This is a genomic window from Alkalihalobacillus sp. MEB130, assembly GCF_032335535.1.
Taxonomy (GTDB): domain Bacteria; phylum Bacillota; class Bacilli; order Bacillales; family Bacillaceae_D; genus Halalkalibacter.
Genome location: NZ_JAOANA010000013.1, coordinates 33,265 through 52,719, shown reverse-complemented (window position 1 = coordinate 52,719; position 19,455 = coordinate 33,265). Strand labels below are relative to the sequence as shown.

16 protein-coding genes are annotated in these 19,455 nt (G+C 36.8%); all 16 read left to right on the top strand.

The annotated features are described in order from the left end of the window. The first annotated feature begins 89 nt into the window (after window positions 1-89). The 16 genes from N0O92_RS13985 (at window position 90) to N0O92_RS13910 (ending at window position 19,421) form a co-directional block, all read left to right on the top strand. Window positions 90-1,172, top strand: coding sequence for an NAD(P)/FAD-dependent oxidoreductase (locus N0O92_RS13985; protein WP_315615290.1), 1,083 nt, complete (start codon window positions 90-92; stop codon window positions 1,170-1,172). Between the two features lie 92 nt (window positions 1,173-1,264). Further along, window positions 1,265-1,591 (top strand): DUF3895 domain-containing protein, encoded by a 327-nt coding sequence (locus tag N0O92_RS13980; RefSeq protein WP_315615289.1) that lies wholly within the window; start codon window positions 1,265-1,267, stop codon window positions 1,589-1,591. Window positions 1,592-1,790: 199 nt separating this feature from the next. Beyond that, window positions 1,791-2,057, top strand: a complete 267-nt coding sequence (locus tag N0O92_RS13975; RefSeq protein WP_315615288.1) for a hypothetical protein — start codon at window positions 1,791-1,793, stop codon at window positions 2,055-2,057. Between the two features lie 89 nt (window positions 2,058-2,146). Beyond that, window positions 2,147-2,638 carry a CBO0543 family protein gene (locus tag N0O92_RS13970; protein ID WP_315615287.1) on the top strand — a complete coding sequence of 164 codons (492 nt, stop codon included), beginning with the start codon at window positions 2,147-2,149 and terminating at the stop codon, window positions 2,636-2,638. Window positions 2,639-2,795: 157 nt separating this feature from the next. Then, window positions 2,796-4,472 (top strand): ribonuclease J, encoded by a 1,677-nt coding sequence (locus N0O92_RS13965; RefSeq protein WP_315615286.1) that lies wholly within the window; start codon window positions 2,796-2,798, stop codon window positions 4,470-4,472. A 306-nt stretch (window positions 4,473-4,778) separates the two neighbouring features. Beyond that, window positions 4,779-5,198, top strand: a complete 420-nt coding sequence (locus tag N0O92_RS13960) for an acyl-CoA thioesterase (RefSeq protein ID WP_396334514.1) — start codon at window positions 4,779-4,781, stop codon at window positions 5,196-5,198. 79 nt (window positions 5,199-5,277) lie between these two features. Then, window positions 5,278-6,207 carry an MBL fold metallo-hydrolase gene (locus tag N0O92_RS13955; protein ID WP_315615284.1) on the top strand — a complete coding sequence of 310 codons (930 nt, stop codon included), beginning with the start codon at window positions 5,278-5,280 and terminating at the stop codon, window positions 6,205-6,207. Between the two features lie 50 nt (window positions 6,208-6,257). Further along, entirely contained in the window at window positions 6,258-7,397 is a 1,140-nt protein-coding gene (locus tag N0O92_RS13950) for an acyl-CoA dehydrogenase family protein (RefSeq protein ID WP_315615283.1), read from the top strand. Window positions 7,398-7,486: 89 nt separating this feature from the next. Further along, window positions 7,487-8,809, top strand: coding sequence for a phenylacetate--CoA ligase family protein (locus N0O92_RS13945; protein WP_315615282.1), 1,323 nt, complete (start codon window positions 7,487-7,489; stop codon window positions 8,807-8,809). Window positions 8,810-9,002: 193 nt separating this feature from the next. Next, complete coding sequence (locus tag N0O92_RS13940) at window positions 9,003-11,207, top strand: helix-turn-helix domain-containing protein (RefSeq protein WP_396334521.1); 2,205 nt, start codon at window positions 9,003-9,005, stop codon at window positions 11,205-11,207. A 341-nt stretch (window positions 11,208-11,548) separates the two neighbouring features. Then, window positions 11,549-12,730 carry an acetyl-CoA C-acetyltransferase gene (locus N0O92_RS13935; protein WP_315615280.1) on the top strand — a complete coding sequence of 394 codons (1,182 nt, stop codon included), beginning with the start codon at window positions 11,549-11,551 and terminating at the stop codon, window positions 12,728-12,730. 15 nt (window positions 12,731-12,745) lie between these two features. After that, entirely contained in the window at window positions 12,746-14,326 is a 1,581-nt protein-coding gene (locus tag N0O92_RS13930; RefSeq protein ID WP_315615279.1) for a class I adenylate-forming enzyme family protein, read from the top strand. Window positions 14,327-14,414: 88 nt separating this feature from the next. Then, complete coding sequence (locus N0O92_RS13925) at window positions 14,415-15,968, top strand: class I adenylate-forming enzyme family protein (RefSeq protein ID WP_315615278.1); 1,554 nt, start codon at window positions 14,415-14,417, stop codon at window positions 15,966-15,968. 322 nt (window positions 15,969-16,290) lie between these two features. Then, window positions 16,291-17,346 carry a tripartite tricarboxylate transporter substrate binding protein gene (locus N0O92_RS13920; RefSeq protein WP_315615277.1) on the top strand — a complete coding sequence of 352 codons (1,056 nt, stop codon included), beginning with the start codon at window positions 16,291-16,293 and terminating at the stop codon, window positions 17,344-17,346. A 69-nt stretch (window positions 17,347-17,415) separates the two neighbouring features. After that, window positions 17,416-17,901, top strand: coding sequence for a tripartite tricarboxylate transporter TctB family protein (locus N0O92_RS13915; protein ID WP_315615276.1), 486 nt, complete (start codon window positions 17,416-17,418; stop codon window positions 17,899-17,901). Between the two features lie 11 nt (window positions 17,902-17,912). Then, window positions 17,913-19,421 (top strand): tripartite tricarboxylate transporter permease, encoded by a 1,509-nt coding sequence (locus N0O92_RS13910; protein ID WP_315615275.1) that lies wholly within the window; start codon window positions 17,913-17,915, stop codon window positions 19,419-19,421. Window positions 19,422-19,455: the final 34 nt, after the last annotated feature.

Sequence of the window (19,455 nt, the reverse complement as noted above, 5' to 3'; positions counted from 1 at the left end):
TTGGTGAGTTTCCTTTTTTCGTATTAGTGTGAGAGAAGGAGAGAATTATTTGTTACAATGGAACGAGCATGAATGATTGGAGCGATAAAATGAAGCGCTTGTTGTTAGTTGGTGCTGGATATGGGCACTTATATTTTTTAAAGAAATTACGAAAAAATCCAATTCATGAGGTTGAAATCACGTTGATTTCACCAGATACGTACTATTATTCTAAGAACATGTTAACGGGTTATGCTGAAGGTTTATTTGAGGTAGAAGATATTCGAATTGAAATTGAGCAGCTAGTAGGAAGTGATAATGTAACTTTTATTCAAGATGCTGTTCTTAGTTTTGATCCGCTTCAGAAGAGCTTGTTAACCACAAACGGACGGGTCTTATCTTATGATGCTGTCTCTTTTGACTTGGATTTTAAATCAATGGGGTCATATTATGACTACCAAACAGAATCGAAAACGATCCAACCTAACACACTTGTTGAATTAATAGAACAAGTTAAAAAATCCAATAAGCCTGTAGTTGCAGGTTGTGGATTGCATAGTTTTGAATTAGCCCTGGCGTTACAAGAATCGAGAAAACAAAAAGGATTTATCACTCCTGTTACCTTTTTAGTTCACTCGGGCTCTACAGAGGATGTTATTACCTTCCCTTTAACCAAACTAGAAAAATCACTTCAAGCAACAGGGATTGATTACATTCAGAGTAATAGAATTGAATGTGTAAAAAGTGGCTTAATCGATACTGGTGAAGGTGCAAAAATAGAATTTGATCATTTTTTATGGCTAGCAGGTAGACAACCGTACGATTTATTTGTTAAGTCACTTATTCCTACGAATGAAGATGGTCACCTCCTTGTTAATGAGTTTTTGCAATCAACCGAGTTTCCATCTGTTTTTGGAGTAGGAGAATGTGTATCAGTAGAAGGGTATGAAGCGGCCCCTAAAAATAGTCGGTATATACGGAAACAAGCACATGTCCTGTTTGAAAATCTAGTTCATTTCTTCAAAAGAGGAAGTGGTGTATCTTTTTCTCCGACTTTAAAAGATATCTCGGTCGCATCAATTGGGAATAAAAAAGGAATTATTTATTACAGGGAAATGTTTTTAACTGGAAAGATCCCATGGTTTGTTAAAACAATGTTTGACCGTAACGATCTGAACAAACTGAAGAATTAAAATAAAAGCAATTTAGATTGTTAAACCCAATAAGATAGTAAAATATGATACGATAGAAGTTGATTAATGACAGGTGAAAGGAGAGATTAGTGATGCTCTCAACAAAAGAAACAGAGCTAATAAAAGAGTATATAACGAGAAATCAATTGTTTCACCTAACAGAGTTATGTGAGTATCTAATTGAAAACGGCTCAAGCTCGCAAACCTATTCGACGGGACGTTATAAAATATATCCTTACGCTGCTATATATCTAGAGTCTTTACAAGCAAGTATTGAAATGGACATTACTTTGACTGAAAAGAACGTGAGATATAAAGTGAAAAATCCTATTTCTATTACGACTGAAGAGAAAGAGGAGAAAAAGGAAGTAAAAATCGAAAAAGAAGAAGATGGAATGGAGCAACTTAGTTTGTTCTAGGAAAATGAAGAATCGATGCAAAGCATTTCTAGTCAGGGATGCTTTTTTCTATACTCTAAAATTCTTAGATTACAAATCCTCACAATTGGTTAGACGAATAAAACGATTAAATCATCAGTGCTTGAATAAAAAGTTCATGTATTTTTGTGAAACAAAGGGCATTCTAATTATAAATAATCTATTTTTGGAGCGGGTACGAATGCCAAACATTAATGGTCAAATTATCTCTGGAGAATTTGATACAACAGCAAATGAATTTTTATTACAAAAAATCAAAAATCAAACGACTACATCTGTTATTAAAGAGAGACAATTTTTACGGCTTTATCGTTATTTGCAAGAACATCAGGATAGTGCAGAAAATCAAGTAATTACATTGTATGATCAAATGTTAATTCCCTTAACAAGAGATGAAATTAAAGCCTTATTAGCAGATCTTGAAAAAATACAACCGATGTATCATTGAGTGTGGGGGTCTGTAAATAATTGATTATATGAATGTTTTTACATGTTTAAAATGTGAGTTGGACCATTAGAATGGAGGTGTTATTACAATTGAATCGAATACAAGAGCGTACGTTTTTAGGGTTCGTAACTTTAGTTGCAATCGTCTTATTGCCTTTTGCTATTGTTAAACGCTCATTAAAAGATTGGATTATTGTTTATTTAGTTAGCTGTATCGGGAATTCTTACGCTGACAGATTGCTTATCTCAAAAGGTTATCTTAAATACAAAGTAAGACCTTTTAAAAAGAAACTTTCCATTCATATGCCATTTGACTATATTATTTATCCTTTATTTTTGCTTTACTATAACCAGTGGACGTTAAACAGCAAACCTATAGGTATAATATTGAAATTGTTTGCTTTTATTATCCCACAAGTAATCATTGAAACGATTGCAGAAAAAAACACGAACCTGATTACATGGAGAAAAGGGTGGGCTTGGTATCATTCCTTAGGAAGTTTAGCAATTAAATTTTTATTATGTAGAGCAACCATTGCTGGCATACGAAAATTGAATGATCGGGATTTATCAATAACATAATAACCAAAAAGACCTTTATGAATTTTAGAGGTCTTTTTGTTAATAAATGGAGTTAATGTTGTCCTTTTTCATTAGATAAATACAACCAACTTTTTCATAAAGCCTCTAAATAAAGGTCATACTACTATTATATGATCAATTAGGGGAGGTATATACAGTGAGTGAAAACCACCATCCGTTATCAGTTTTTGCATTAGGTGGCTTAAATGAGATCGGGAAAAATATGTACGCAATTGAATGTGGCGATGAAATTGTCGTCATTGACTGTGGTAACAAGTTTCCGGATGAAAGTTTGTTAGGTATTGATCTTATTATTCCTGATATGACGTACTTATTAGAAAATAAAGACAAAGTTAAAGCGTTACTCGTTACCCATGGTCATGAGGATCATATTGGAGGAATTCCATTCTTTTTGAAAAAATTAAATGTTCCAGTCTATGCTACACGTTTTACACTAGGATTAATTGAATTAAAATTAAAAGAACATAAAATATTAGCAGAAACGGAATTAATTGAAATTAATGAGGCATCTAACATTGGTTTTAAAAAGATGGATGTAGAATTTTTTAAAGTCACTCACAGCATTCCGGACTGTCTAGGAATCGTTTTCCATACTCCTGAAGGAAAGATTGTACATACAGGAGATTTTAAATTTGATTTAACTCCAGCTAAAGAGGATGAGCGTTCTGATTTTCATAAAATAGCTGAAATCGGAAAAGAAGGTGTTCTGCTGCTTTTATCAGAAAGTACAAACGCAGAACGTCCGGGAGCAACACCATCAGAACAAATGGTTGGAAAGCATGTTGAAGAGGCATTTATAAAAGCGGAAAGGAAAGTAATTCTTTCTACCTTTGCATCAAATGTTAGTCGTCTTCAACAAGTTGTGGATGCAGCGGTAAAGACGGATCGAAAGCTTGGATTACTAGGAAGAAGTATGATTAACGTCGTAGAAGTAGCCATCGAGCGTGGATATTTAACGGTTCCAGAAGGAATGTTGATTGAGCAAGAACAGATTAATGAACTACCACCTGAGAAAGTAGCCATTTTGTGCACCGGTTCTCAAGGGGAACCAATGGCGGCTCTTTCTCGTTTATCAACGGGAAGCTTCCGTGGGGTTGATATACTACCAGGTGATACTGTCATTTTTGCAGCAGGTCCAATACCAGGAAATGAAAGAAGTGTGACAACAATCGTTGATAACTTCTTTGCACTTGGAGCTCACGTCATTTATGGATCTGGAAGTTCATCGGGGATGCACGTGTCCGGTCATGGATATCAGGAAGATTTAAAATTAATGCTTACGTTAATGAAGCCAAAGTATTTGATTCCAATTCATGGAGAATATCGGATGCTCTATCAACACCAACAATTAGCCGAATCGGTTGGTGTTGAGCAAGGTAACACTCTTATTATAAATAACGGTGATGTCATAGAGATTGAAGGCTCAGTTGCAAGGAAAACAAGGAAAGTGCCGGCAGGGAATACGTATGTTGATGGAATTGGTGTAGGTGATGTGGGAGACCTAGTTCTACGTGATCGTAAGCAACTATCTGAAGACGGAATGCTTGTGATTGTCGTAACTATGAGCAAAACGGATAGGAAAATGGTTTCAAATCCAGATGTTATTACTCGTGGTTTTGTATATGATGCTGATACTGAGGACATTCAAAAAAATGTTAACAGGCTTATTAGAACCAACGTAAATGAGTTATTAGAAGCTAAAAAATATCAGTGGAATGTCATGAAACAAACATTGAGAAAGTCAGTCGGACAATATTTGTTTAAGCATACAAAGAAAAAGCCGATGGTACTTCCAATTATTATTGAAATTTAATGAAGGAAAACATCGTACTAGATAAGAGTCTCGTACGATGTTTTTGTATGACGAAAAGGACGGTCAAAACGTTCTTTTTTTTGTTTTTGGTAAGGAAGTTATCCGATAAAAAGTGAAAAAAGAGCAGGTGGTTTCCTACATTATGATGGTATTAAATATAAAATAAACAAATTATAATTAGTTTAAGAATAGACAGTAATTTTAGTTTTAAATGAAGAGACAGTATGCTAAATAGTGTATTCGTTTACAAAATTACTTATCGAAGGATCAGAATACATACAAAATAAATACAACGGAGGGGTAATGTTGAAGACATTTGAATATTCATTCGAAGTAAAATGGGGAGATACAGATGCAGCTGCAATTGTTTTTTTTCCTAATTTTTATAAGTGGATGAACGAGGCATCCCATCACTATTTTGCTAAACTTGGCTTTAAACCATCTACTCTATTTGAAGAACAAAAAATCGGCATGCCATTACTAGAAGCAAATTGTCAATTTAAGACTCCACTATTTTTTGAAGATCAAGTAACGATATTTTCTACGATTACAGAATTACGCAATAAAGTTATTAAACTAGAACATATCTTTAAAAGGGGCGAGACTATCATTGCTATTGGCAGTGAAGTACGTGCTTGGACTACTTTCGAAGGCAAGCCAAAAGCAATTCCTGTTCCAGAGAAACTTCGTGAGAACGCCATGCTGTTAGATGAGAAAAGAGTGTGAAGGAATGGAGAGACTAGCCAATCCCTTATGGGTGTGTGTTTAGTCTCTTTTCATTAAACAAAAGTAGGTGATTTCGCTGTTGAATCAATTAGGAATAGAAAAAATTACATTTGATCTCCCTTTTCAGTTAGATCATGTTCATTGTTTTCTAGCTAAAGGTCGTGACGGGTGGGTTATCATTGATGCTGGTTTGGAGAGTGAGAAAACAATAAGGAAATGGGTACAAAATCTTAACGGTAAGAATGTGACTAATATTGTTATTACCCATAGTCATCCAGATCACTTTGGCTGTGCAGCAAAGTTACAGGAGTTAACGGATGCACAAATAACGATGACCGAGGATGAGGCACTCCTTATTGATCAACTATGGGGAACAGAAAGAACGAAGATCTTAACAAAATATTATGAAGAAAATGGTCTTCCTCCAAATAAAGTACAAGAGCTTACCAATATATCACCTCTTATCACTAACATTCCTAAGGTTGAGACGTACTTGAAAGAAGGAGAGAAAATACAGTTTGGAAACTACGAATATGAAACGATATTCACGCCTGGACATGCCGATGGATTATTTTGTTTGTATAATGTGGAGAAAAAAATTCTTTTCTCCACAGATCATATTTTGCCAAAAGTAAGTCCTAATATCTGCTATAAATTGTTTGGAAAGCAAGATCCATTAGCTTGTTTTTTTCAATCTCTCTCTAAAGTGAAAGAACTTGAGGTTGACTATGTAATACCTTCTCATGGAAATCCTTTTGAAAATGTAAAAGATAGAATTGAAGAGTTAGAGCATCATCATATGGATAGGTTAGCTATGGTATTGGAACTTATTAAGGTTCCTAGGACGGCTTCTCAAGTGTGTGAGGATATGTTTCCTAAGCATTATCATACGAAGCAAGTACGGTTTGCGTTAGGAGAAACGTTGTCACATCTTGAGTACTTAGTAAACAAAGGTGAGTGTAAGAAGGAATTGGTTAATGGACATTGGGTTTATTCCAAGAATATGTAAGGAATTAAAACACTTGTTTGACTAGTAAGATTTTGCTAGTGGAGGAATGAATGATGAATTTCACTTTAAACGATGAACAAGTAGCTATAAAAAAAATGGCTAGAGAATTTGTAAATAAAGAAATTGTGCCAGTGGCAAGAAAATATGACGAAGAAGAAGCCTTTCCAGTGGTTGTGATGGAGAAATTGAGAGAGTATGGCTTATTCAATCTAGGAATTCCAGAACAATATGGAGGACCGGGGATCGATAAGTTGTCACATGCCCTCATTATTGAAGAAATGGCAAGAGGTTGTGCAGGCATAGCTACATCAGCTGATGCGAATTCGTTGTCAGCTTATCCTATTCTCGTTGGTGGAAGTGAAGAGCTGAAAAAGAAATATTTAAGCCGCCTTACACATGATGGAAAGTATGCTTCTTTTGCTTTAACAGAACCCCAATCAGGAAGTGATGTAATGGGGATGTCATCAAACATCGAAAAAGTGGGAAACGAGTATGTTTTAAATGGAGAGAAATGTTTTATAACAAATGCTACGCACTCGGACTTTTTTGTTGTATTAGCAAAATTAAAAGGAGAAAGAGGATCAAAATCTTTTAATGCTTTGATTGTGGAACGAGATTCTGATGGAGTTTCGATAGGGCCAAAAGAAAAGAAGTTAGGGTTAAGATCGTCTGATACAGCGTCTGTAACTTTTAATGATGTTCGAGTGCCAGAAAAAAACATCATTGGAAGTTTGGGGGATGGATTTAAAATATTTATGCAGGCCCTTTCACACGCACGACCGATGGCTGGTGCACAGGCACTGGGAGTTGCACAAGGAGCTTATGAGGAAGCATTAATTTATGCAAAAGAAAGAAAGCAATTTGGTCAGCTAATATCGGACTTTCAGGGTATCCAATTTATGTTGGCGGATATGGCGATGACCATTGAAGCTTCGAGATTGCTTGTTCATAAGTCAGTCTATTTATTACAAGAAGGAGTACCATCTGTTACTGCTGCTTCGTTTGCTAAATGTTTTGCCTCAGATACAGCGATGAAAGTTGTAACGGATGCTGTACAAATATTTGGCGGATATGGCTATATTCGTGAGTACGGTGTTGAAAAGTATTTTAGAGACGCAAAAATCATGCAAATCTATGAAGGAACAAACCAAATACAGCGAGTCGTGATTGCGAAAGAGATCTTGAAGTAGACACTATGTATTCTATCAATATCTCATTAGAATCCACAAAGTATCCTTAAAATGAAAACGCAAACAAAACAAGGAGGGAATGGCGCCATATGAAAAAACAAACGGAATTCAATGAACCTTATCAAAATGTAATCGACCTTCAAGAGGAAAAACTTAGGAAACAAGTTCAATATGTTTATAACCATTCTCCCTTTTACCGTGAAAAGTTTGAGCAGCTTTCTTTAACACCTGGGGATATTACTTGCATAGAAGACCTAGAAAAACTTTCTTTTACGTATAAGGATGAAATTAGAGAAAGTCAGCGTGTACAAGGACCATTAGGGCGACATGCAGCTGTATCCTTAGAAGATGTTATTCGTGTTCACTCATCTTCGGGAACAACAGGGCGCCCAACCTATGTTGGAATAACTAGGCATGATTACGACGTATGGACAGAAATACTTGCTCGGGTCTTGTATACTCATGGAATTCGGAAAGATAGTAGAATTGTCTTTGCAATGGGGTTGTCGTTTTTTGTTGGAAGTTCAATGAAAGATGGTATTGAGCGCCTAGGTGCGACGTTTATACCAATAGGAACGGGTGCTTCAGATAGGGTGATACAGAGTATTCAAGATTTCAATGCTGATGTGTTGTTTTGTACACCTTCCTATGCTAGTTATTTAGCAGAATATGTTCGGCAAAACTATGATTTTGAACCTAGTGATCTCGGATTGGAAATCATTTCAGTGGGAGGAGAACCAGGTGGTGGCCTCCCTGAGGTGAGAAATAAAATTCAACAAGATTGGGGTGCGAAAGTAGTAGAGGCAATGGGGAATGCGGATATGGCCCCAGTTTTATTTAGTGAGTGTCAAGAACGGGAAGGAATGCACTTCGTTGCATCCGACTATGTTATTTGTGAGATTATTGACCCTGAAACAGGAAAAGTTGTGCCTCAATCTGATCATATGGAAGGTGAACTGGTATATACAGCTATTGATCGAGAGTGTTCCCCACTACTTAGATTTCGAACGAGAGATCTCGTTCAAGTTGATACTAGACCTTGTAAATGTGGCCGAAAAAGCTTTAGACTAAAATGTGTGGGTAGAACCGATGATATGTTGATTATACGAGGGGTGAACGTCTTTCCATCAGCCATCAAAGATGTCATAAATAGTTTTAGACCGAGAACAAACGGTGAAATGAGTATTATCCTTGAGGAAAAACCACCATTGGTTCATCCTCCATTGTCTATTAAAGTTGAACATGAACCAGATTTGAAAGAGAATGAATTAACCGTTTTGAAAAAAGAAATAGAAGGAGTGCTGCGCTCTAAGTTAACCTTTACGTCAGACGTTCAACTAGTACCAAAAGGCTCACTACCACGGTTTGAAATGAAAGCCAAACTCATTCAACAAGTAGACCAATTAAAGTAGATATTCTAGTCCTTAGGATTCTAAAAATCCTAAGGACTATTTCAGTATGTTGAAATTATTATATATAGATTATTAAAGGAAAAGATTTATAATAGAAGAATAGTATGATTAAGGTAATGTGCTGGAACGAAAAAAATGAAAGCGGTTAATAAGTTTGCATTTCTTATTTTTAATCAAAAGGGGCGAAAAGATGATGAAGCTCACTAAACGCGAAAAGCTATTTGAACGAATAGAAAACCATTTGCGAATCACTGCCCGTCAACTCGTGAAATTTGATACAGAAGAAGAAACATTACAATATTTAATTGATTCATCCAGATCCGAATTAAAATGTGATTTCGTTGGAATTGTTTTGAAAGAAGGTAATTATTTAATCTCAAAAGTTTGGAGTGGCAGTTGTGTTTCTATTTCAGAATCGTTCCCAATCAAAATAGAGAACTGTTCTCCTACTTTTTTAAATAAAAGCATTACTTTTGATAAGGTGGATAAGGACACCATTTGTGAATTCTCGAAGTTGCTGTTGGAAGAAAACATACTGACATGGTTCACTGTTCCTTTAAAAGACGATACAAACACCTATGGTTTTTGTATTATCGGCTTTATGAATTATGTCCCTCTATTAGATGAAATGAATAGGGTGTTCGAAGAGTTTGGGAAGGATGTTGCGGTAGCAATTTCATTATCAAGGCGCAAGGAAGTTCAAAAAAACAAAATGATGGGTGTCGAGTGGATTAGTCAAAATCTAACGTTGGATACCGAAATGGACCAAATTGTAGGGAAATTAGTGGAGCGAGCTGGAAAAGGTACAAATGCACAGTTTGCTTGTATCTATTTATATAATGAGCGAGAAAACTGTTTTATTCTCCAAACACCAGCATATGGAGAAAAAACAAGACTGAACAAAATATTAATAGAAAAAAACTATGTTCTGAAAGAATATTTCCCTTACTTAGAAACTCCGGGGGGACCTCAGCTCACTGTCCCTTTAGTAATTGATTTAAAAACGATTGGAGTTTTACATGTAGAGAACAAAGGAAGCTTAGTCTTCACAAAAGAGGATGAAGAAATTTTAGAGCTGCTTTCAAATCATGTGGCTGCTATGTTGGAAAATGCCCGCCTGTACAATAATGAAAAAGATCATAAGCAACGACTTCATCATTTACTGGACTACCAACAGGCTCTTGTGAAGGAGACTGTAGAAAAAGACACTTTCGATGGAATTGTTTTTACTCTTAGCAGACTCTTTTCAAAGACCGTTATGATTTTCGATCGATTTATGAGACCGATTTCCTATGAATTATTTGATGTAGCCGAAGACGAATTACATACACTCATGGAATTAGCAACATTCGAGGTTTATCAAAAAAAGAATAGAGATCTATGGTTTTCGGTAGATTATGATAGGAATATGGGGGTATGGTCAGTTAATGGTGGGAGTGATTTATTAGGCTATTTAGCTATTGACATTACAGGAGAAGAGATCGATGATTTCTTTAAATTAAGCATTGATCTCGCTAGAAACATAGCATCCATTCAATTTATTAAACAGAAAATTGTCTTAGATGCAAAGGAGCAAGTGAAGGATAGTTTTATTACTAAGTTGCTTGTAGAGAAAATTGAAGATGAGGAAAGTATTATTCAGTATGCCAATCTATTTAATTGGAATTTGTTTCATCAACACCGGGTTGCTGTCTTATCCATCGATCTTCTCGAAGAAGGAACAAAGGATAACATATTAGAACATCAAGCGAAGAAATCATTGTTATGGGATCAAATAAAAACTAGAGTTTTATTTTATGATCAAGATATTCTATTTGCGAACAAAGAAGGGGAATTTATTTTAATTATTCCAATAGAAAAAGAAAAGGAGAAACCAAAGGTATACTGGGCAAAGTTATATGAAGAAATAAAAAAATGGTTAGCGCTTGAAGGAGACAAAAGCAAGATCTTAATAGGGATAAGTGGGAAGACCGAAGTCATCAATGATTACTTCATAATGTATCAACAGGCTGTACAAGCACTTAACGTCGTGTCCCACCGATTCTCGAATGTAGGATTTGCGATGTTTGAGGAATTAGGGTCCTATACGCTATTACACCATTTAAAAGACTCCTCTATCGCTACCCTTTTTATTCAAAAACACTTGGAACCATTGCTTAAATATTCAGAAGGGAAAAGCATGGATCTATTTCATACGTTGAGAGTTTATTTAAACAATAATGGAAGCATTAAAGAAACATCAGATGAACTATATATTCACAGAAGTTCACTTCTATACCGTTTAGAGAAAATTGAAAGTTTATTGGAGGTATCCCTTAATTTTGCTGAACACCGCTTTGATTTAATGATGGCTTACAAATTATATGACCTTTACTACTCAAATACAGCTCTTACGTAGAAACAGGAATCATAAGTTGTATTGAACAAGGAGGCAGGCCTTTTAGTGGGAGCTTGCTTCTTTTTCTTACTGACTAGTAAAATTTCTACAAAAAGGCGGAAAATGAATCAAAGTTTCCTACATAGTGAAGGTATTCTTAGAAAACAGATTATCCTATAATGCAACTATAGAAAGGTAAATGTCTATTTGAGGAGGAGTAGGACTGGATTAATGGACTAGTGAATGGCTAACCTTACTGCTCACAGGAGAATAAAAATTCTTTCCTTATTGAGCTGGTTAAGAAAAGGAATGTATTCTGTTTTTTCTTGAATTTTATAGGATCTACGAGGAGATGATGAGAGTTGAGTAAAAATGAAGTGGTTTTAGTTGATGGAGCAAGGACAGCTTTTACTAAGTTCTGTGGTTCTTTTCGAGAGATTACAGCTACGGATCTAGGAGCAATTTCTGCTAAAGAAGCTATTAAACGTGCTCAAATTAACGCAACAGAAGTAGATCAAGTCTTTATTGGAAATGTAATGCAATCTAGTACGGATGCTCACGTTATAGCACGTCATGTAGGGTTAAAAGCGGGTGTTTCTATTCCCACACCATGCTTAACTGTGAATCGTCTCTGTGGGTCGGGATTAGAATCGATAGTTCAAGCTGCAAGACTTATTCAGACAGGTGAATCTCAAGTGGCCTTAGCTGGTGGTGCGGAAAATTTAAGTCAGGTCCCTCACGTCATTCGAGGAGCTCGCTGGGGTCTAGGGCTAGGTCAAACAGGAGCAGAGGATTGGTTGTGGGATTCCTTCTACGACTCCTATGGAGATTGTACGATGGCTGTAACAGCTGAAAATTTAGCAAAGCAGTATGAATTAACTCGCGAGGAAGTAGATCAACATGCTCAATTAAGCCACGCACGAGCAGTATCAGCTATGGATAAAGGCTATTTCAAGGAAGAAATTGCCCCCGTAACCATCAAAAAGAGAAAAGGTGACGTGGTGATTGATACGGATGAACATCCGAGAAACACTACAATAAAAGAGTTAAGTAAGCTAGAAGCTAGATTTGTAGAAAATGGGGTAGTAACGGCAGGAAATGCTAGTGGGATCAATGATGGAGCAGCAGCAGCTGTCTTAACGTCTTCTCAATATGCAGAGAAAAATGCACTAAAGCCATTAGCCCGTTTAGTTTCTTATGCAGTTGTAGGAGTAGAACCAAAAGTGATGGGGATTGGGCCTGTACCTGCCATTTTGCAAGCCTTGAAAAAAGCTGGAATGAGAATGGAAGATATGGACTTAGTTGAAATTAATGAAGCATTTTCTGCTCAGTATCTAGCATGTCAAAAAGAACTAGGGTTTGATCCTACTATCGGAAACGTGAATGGAGGAGCTGTCGCACTAGGTCACCCACTAGCAGCGTCTGGAACAAGGATTACGTTATCTTTAATTCGTGAATTAGGACGTAGAGGGAAAAAGTACGGCGTATCTTCCCTATGTATTGGTGGTGGTCAAGGGATTGCGGCAATTTGGGAGCGCCTCTAAAAATAGGGGGACATTATGAACGAACGTCTTTCTTTGTCTAACTTATTAGATCAAATAACGAAATCTCACCAAAGTAAAGAGGTCGTATATGATGGCACGAAGCGAATCTGTTATCAACAACTTCGTGATGATGTCCAAAAATTAGCCTCAGCGCTAACTCAAAAAGGAGTGGAAAAAGGGGACCGCGTTTTGGCATGTTTGCCAAACTGGTACGAATTTGTCGTCATCTATTTTGGATTAGCAACAATCGGAGCAGTTTTTGTCCCCTGTAACCCTCGATCTAATAATGAAGAATTAGAGTACATTCTAGAAAGCTGTGGGGCTAACACGGTATTTTTAACAGATGAATTTGGACACATCGATCTGTTTAAGCACTACTTAAAAAGAGAGAATGACCAATTGACTCTTAGAAATATATTCACGGTTCGTTCAGAAACAGAGGGTTATCTCTCGTTTAACGAGCTCTTAGAACTTGGTTCAGCAAAGCACCTTCCTGAAGTGGACATCGATCCAATCGAAGATGTGTTTACAATCCTCTATACTTCTGGAACGACTGGAAAACAAAAAGGTGTGATGTTGACCCATCAAAATGTGATTCATATTGCAAAACTTACTACTGAAGCCTTGAGATGTAAAAAGGAAGATGTTTTACTTGTTGCCGTACCTGCTTTTCATGTCTTTGGCTTCGTTCCAGGTATTTTATCGGCAATTATAGCTAACGCGAAAATAGTCTTAATGGAAAAATTTCAGGCGAGTGAAGCTTTAAAACTTATTGAGCGAGAAAAGGTAACTATTCATCATGGAGTACCTACCATGTTTGTTCTTGAGTTAAACGATCCTAATTTAGAAAAGTACGATTTATCATCACTAAGAACGGGAATTATTGCAGCTGCACCATGTCCAGAAGAACTCGTTCGACAAATTCGTACAGCCATGGGGTGCGACATTGTTGTGTCTTATGGTTTAACTGAAACATCAGCAGGTGTAACAATGACCAATTTTGATGATGAAGATCTCCTTCGCTCTAAAACAGTAGGAAAGGCTCTTCAAGGAATTGAAATCAAAATCGTGAATCATAAAAGAGAAGAGGTTTCTTTTGGTGAAATAGGAGAGATAGCTGTTAAAAGTGTTGGTGTGATGAAAGGCTACTTTCAATTACCTAAGAAAACAAATGAAGTCATTGATCATGAAGGTTGGTTTTATACAGGGGATTTTGGAACGATTAATGAGAAAGGCTATGTAAGAATTTTAGGACGTAAGAATGAAATGATGATTCATGAGGGGGAGAGGGTGTTTACAAAAGAAATAGAACACTACTTTTGTCAACACCCAAGTATATTAGAGGCAGTTGTTATAGGATTTAAAGACGAGGTGCTAGGTGATGTTATTTGTGCAGCAATTAAGTTAAGACCTGGTCACAAAGAAGATGAACAATTAATGAAGAGCTTTATTCAAAATAAGGTAGCATCATACAAAATTCCTGATTACATTGTTTTCTTAGACGAACTTCCAATGACAGGGAGTGGGAAAATAAAACAAAAAGATCTTGAGGAATCACTTATCGGGAAGTTAAGACGACTAGTAAAGTTCCAATGAATCAACAAATTTGCTCTGCTATCTTGTTTGTTTTATCAGAGTATTTCGAATTCTTTTGGAGAGTCCAAGAGAGGCTGGAGGGAAGTTAATGATTGTAAAGGATAATAGTATCTCTGTTTCTCAACTTTTAACCCAAGCAGTAGAAGCGAATCCGAATCGAGAAGCTCTTTATGACCTAAATGAACGAATCACATATAAGCAGTTGGATGATCAAGTAAAACAGTTAGTCTATTGTTTAGCAAACTTGGGAGTCCAAAAGGGCGATCGTATAGGCGTCTGCTTACCTAATTGGAACGAAACACCCGTTATTTTCTTTGCTGTTGCGAAGCTAGGTGCAATTGTAGTCCCATTTAATCCCGGTTATAGAGAACACGAAATAACCTACATTATAAATAATGCCAAACCTAAATTTCTATTCTTATGTGAAAAGGTTACAGAAATGGTTAAACTGCCTTCTCTTCAATCAATGGTAGATAAAATTATTTCCGTTAGGTTTGAGAGTGAACATACGATTTCATATGACTCTCTGTTTCATAGTGAAGAGAAAGAGGAGATCAAGCTTCCGGTAATTGATGCAAACAATGATATATTTTGTATATTATATACCTCAGGTACGACGGGAATACCCAAAGGGGTTATGCTTCCTCATCGCAGTATTGTCCAATCTGGGATTGCAATTGCAACGAGCTTACAATGTACATCCGAGGATGTTTTTATCGTGCCTGCTCCCCTTTTTCATATATTTGGAATCGCTTGTAATCTTATGGCTGCGTTTTCGTGTCAGGCTAGGCTTGTTTTGCAAGAGAGATTTAAACCAGAACATACATTAGAACTTATAGAATCAGAAAAGGTGACAATACATCAAGGAGTTCCTACTATGTTTGTAATGGAATTAAATCATCCTAATTTTGCTAATTACAATTTATCAACGTTACGAACAGGGATGGTTGGCGCAGCTCCGTGTCCACCAGAAACGGTAAAAGCTGTTCGGGAGAAGATGGGCCTTAATCTCTTAATCTCTTTTGGAATATCGGAAACCGGTACAGTTACAATAACTGATTATCATGAAGACGAAGCTAATTTTGAAACAGTTGGAAAGCCAATCGATGGGGTTGAAGTGAAAATTGTAAATGAAAACCGTGAACCATTGCCAATTGGTGAAATTGGTGAAATTGCTTGTAAAAGTTTTGGCACGATGAAAGGGTATTACAAAATGAAAGAGCAAACCGAACAAGTTTTGGATGATGATGGTTGGTATTATACGGGAGACCTAGGTATGTTAAATAGGGATGGCTATCTTCGATTTGTAGGCCGTAAGAAAGAAATGATTATACGTGGTGGATATAACATCTATCCACAGGAAATAGAGGGATTATTAGTTAAACACCCAAAAGTAATGGAGTGCGCTGTTGTAGGGGTTCCGAATGAAGTGCTAGGTGAACTTGTTTATGCGATCGTTAAGGTGAAGAGCGGTCAACAGTGTTCATCTGATGAAATAAAATCTTTCTTGAAAGAGCAGATAGCTAGTTATAAAGTACCTTCAGAAGTTGTATTTGTTAAAGATTTTCCGGTAACTGCTAGTGGCAAGATTCAAAAAGGAAAACTTAAAGACATAGTTAGCCAACAACAAGAGAAGAAGTAGAGTGAAAAATAAAGTATTATTGTTTGAGGCTTTATATTAGAAGCCTTCGAAAAATAAGATTGAGAGGTTCCTCCCCTACAAATGTAGGACTAATGAATAGAGAGTTCCTACACGGTGAAGGTAGAACCAGATGTCAGAATTATTGTATTATTTTTATAGAAAGGGATTTAATAAATTCTTATTAATTTGATGGAAAATGTAAGGGCTTTCACTTGGTGCTTTAAGAAATTGTTTTATAGACTACAATTTAATAGAAGGAGGAAAGGAAAGAGAAGGAAGGATAGCAAGTAAAAAAGAATTGATATTTCAAGGGGGAAATACCATGGGAAAAGGTAAAATCAAAACATTATTATTAGCATTTGTCTTGATGCTACTTTTCGTACTAACTGCTTGTGGGGGATCAACAGAATCAACAAGCTCTGGAGAAAGTGCTGAGGCGCCACCTAGTGAAACAACGAATGAGGCAGAAGAGGAAGAAGTAACGGTAGATTTTCCTACAAAACCAATTAATCTTAATGTAGGGTTTGCAGCAGGCGGAGCAACTGATGTCTTAGCTCGTGCTGTTGTGGAGCTAGCTCAAGATTACATTCCTAATAATGAAAATATTGTTGTTGTCAATCAGCCAGGTGCTGGTGGAGTCGTAGCTGCTGCCGAAGTCATGAATCATAATCCAGACGGTTATAACATTCTTATGTCACCTAGTGGTCCGCTAACGCTTACTCCACATTTTGGTGATACGCCGTACAAAGATTTAGAAGGGTTAACTCCTATTATTAATATAACAACTGATAGTTACTTTCTTGTCGTGAATGGAACATCTGAAATTGAAAGTTACGAAGACTTACTAGAATATGGGAAAGAGAATCATGTTGATTTTGGTACAGCAGGTGCCCGTTCTGTATCCTCTGTGGCAATGAGATCAGTCGCACTAGAAACAGGAGTTGATTTTGTTGAAGTACCATTTGAAGGTACTGCACCTGCTAGAGCAGCCTTGTTAGGTGATCACATAGATGCAGTTCATAATGTAGAAAGCGATGTGCTCCCATATTTAGAAAGTGGAGAACTTAATGGTCTTTTATACTTTGGATTTGAAAGACACCCTGACTTCCCGGACATCCCATCTGTAACAGAATATGGTATTCCAGCTTTTACAAATAGTTTCTTCGTAGCGGGACCACGTGACATGCCAGAAGAAGTCCGTAACATTATACACGATATCTTCAAACAAGCAATGGAAGATCCAGCAGCAGACGAAACATTCAAGAAAATTATGGCTACTCCTGATTACCGTGATTCAGATGGGTTGGCTGAATTACTTCAAGGGAAATTTGAAGTGAACAAAGAAGTCGTTGAAACATCTGGGTTAGCTGACGAATAGGTTCGTTCTTCAAAATCAATAGAAACCGCCAACAACTTGTTTGGCGGTTTCCTCTATAGGAGGTAAGAAATGACTACAAAAGTGAAAGCGGCCATACCACCGCTGGTTATGCTCATTTTCGGTTTCGTGTTGCTCTTAATTATACCCGGCCAGATTAGTAGTGGGGGAAGTCGCTCTTACGTTAACCCGCAATTTATACCCTATTTAATGGGATGGTTCATTGTCATTTTAAGTGTGATATCTATTGTTATTGAATTTATAAAGAAAGATATGACATCTGAGGAAACAGGTGAAGAAGAAAAGTCTCGAACACTAGATCAAAAGCAATATGGAAAAGTATTTGCTATTTTTAGTTTGTTAGTTTTATGGGCAGTTTTAATTCCGTATTTAGGCTTTGTTATCGTAACGTATCTTTTTGTTCTCGGTGTCATGCTTTTACTCGGTAATAGGAATAAATACCAAATATTGATTGTTCCAATTGCTGTTACGACTGTCGTTTACTTTGGGATAAAAGTATTTATGAAGGTAAATCTTCCATCAGGAATCTTTTTATAAGGAGGGATAAAATGTTAGACAATGTTTTATATGCACTAACGCATGTATTTGACCTTAAGATTATCTTGTTTATGATACTAGGGGTAGTAGTTGGGATTGTCGTAGGCGGAATGCCTGGGTTAAGTGTTACGATAGCCGTCGCATTAATCCTACCTTTTACGTTCGGCATGGACCCTGCATTATCAATTTTAATGCTTCTAGCTGTTTATTGCTCTGGCATTTATGGTGGTTCCATTGGAGCCATTTTGCTGAATACACCAGGAACAGCGGCATCAGCAGCTACAGCTGCGGATGGTTTTGCTCTAACTCAAAAAGGAAAAACAGGCCAAGCTCTTGGGATGTCGTTATATGCCTCAGTTATAGCAGGATTACTTAGTGGAGTTGTATTACTGTTCGTTGCCCCACAAATTGCTAAATTTGCATTAGGATTTGGGCCGCCAGAATATTTCACATTAGCGCTATTTGGTTTAACGATTATTGCAGCGGTTAGTGGAAAGTCTTTAGCAAAAGGTTTAGTCATGGCATGTCTTGGAATTCTTATTTCCACAGTTGGGATTGATCCAATTAATGGAAATACTAGATTGACATTTGATACGATGTTTTTAATGGCTGGAATTAGCTTAATACCTGCATTGCTAGGCCTCTTTGCAATTTCGGAAATATTAAAACAAAGTCAAATAGGAATAAATAAACTCTCGGTAAATGGGGATGTTGATGACAACGGGTTCGGCTGGCGTAATGTCATTCCGTTTCGAAAAACGATTTTAAAATCTAGTTTAATAGGAGTCATCATTGGGGCCATTCCCGGTACCGGAGGATCAATTTCTTCTTTTTTAGCTGTGAATGAAGCGCGACGGGTTTCAAAAGATCCTGATAGTTATGGCAAAGGCAATCTAGACGGGGTAGCAGCTTCTGAAGCAGGAAATAACGGTACAACAGGCGCTACACTTATCCCAATGATGACGTTAGGAATTCCAGGAGATGTCGTAACAGCCGTACTACTTGGTGCTTTATTAATACAAGGATTACAACCGGGACCACAGTTATTTCAAAATCATGGAGGATTAGTATACACGATCATGATTGGCTTTATCTTAGTCAATATTATTTTATTTATTGTTGCTAAGTTAGCGATTAAGCAATTTGCAAAAGTGTCTCGTGTACCAGCATCCATCCTATTTCCAATCGTTCTCGTTTGTTGTCTCGTTGGATCATTTGCGTATGATAATTCTATGCGATCAGTATGGTTTGCTCTTTTCTTTGGGATTGTTGGATATATCCTTCCCAAATATGGGTATTCTGTTGTACCGATGTTAATTGGAATTATACTTGGTCCTTTAGCAGAAACGTCATTAAGACGCTCTCTCGTTCTCTCAAATGAGAGTTTGCTGATCTTTTTCCAACGACCTATTTCGTTATTTTTCATCATCTTAATTGTTCTTTCTCTCGTTCTTCCGCTAATTAAAAAATTTCGGGAAAGCAAAGAAAAACCAGATGATAGTATTTCGCTTCCGAAATGATGAAAATGATATACTAACGCATAAAATGCCTCGA

Bases quoted from the DNA above. Each gene is read 5' to 3' on its own strand.
- N0O92_RS13930 (WP_315615279.1), top strand. From the start codon at position 12,746: ATGAACGAACGTCTTTCTTTGTCTAACTTATTAGATCAAATAACGAAA.
- N0O92_RS13950 (WP_315615283.1), top strand. From the start codon at position 6,258: ATGATGAATTTCACTTTAAACGATGAACAAGTAGCTATAAAAAAAATG.
- N0O92_RS13985 (WP_315615290.1), top strand. From the start codon at position 90: ATGAAGCGCTTGTTGTTAGTTGGTGCTGGATATGGGCACTTATATTTT.
- N0O92_RS13910 (WP_315615275.1), top strand. From the start codon at position 17,913: ATGTTAGACAATGTTTTATATGCACTAACGCATGTATTTGACCTTAAG.
- N0O92_RS13980 (WP_315615289.1), top strand. From the start codon at position 1,265: ATGCTCTCAACAAAAGAAACAGAGCTAATAAAAGAGTATATAACGAGA.
- N0O92_RS13940 (WP_396334521.1), top strand. From the start codon at position 9,003: ATGAAGCTCACTAAACGCGAAAAGCTATTTGAACGAATAGAAAACCAT.
- N0O92_RS13945 (WP_315615282.1), top strand. From the start codon at position 7,487: ATGAAAAAACAAACGGAATTCAATGAACCTTATCAAAATGTAATCGAC.
- N0O92_RS13915 (WP_315615276.1), top strand. From the start codon at position 17,416: ATGACTACAAAAGTGAAAGCGGCCATACCACCGCTGGTTATGCTCATT.
- N0O92_RS13920 (WP_315615277.1), top strand. From the start codon at position 16,291: ATGGGAAAAGGTAAAATCAAAACATTATTATTAGCATTTGTCTTGATG.
- N0O92_RS13925 (WP_315615278.1), top strand. From the start codon at position 14,415: ATGATTGTAAAGGATAATAGTATCTCTGTTTCTCAACTTTTAACCCAA.
- N0O92_RS13975 (WP_315615288.1), top strand. From the start codon at position 1,791: ATGCCAAACATTAATGGTCAAATTATCTCTGGAGAATTTGATACAACA.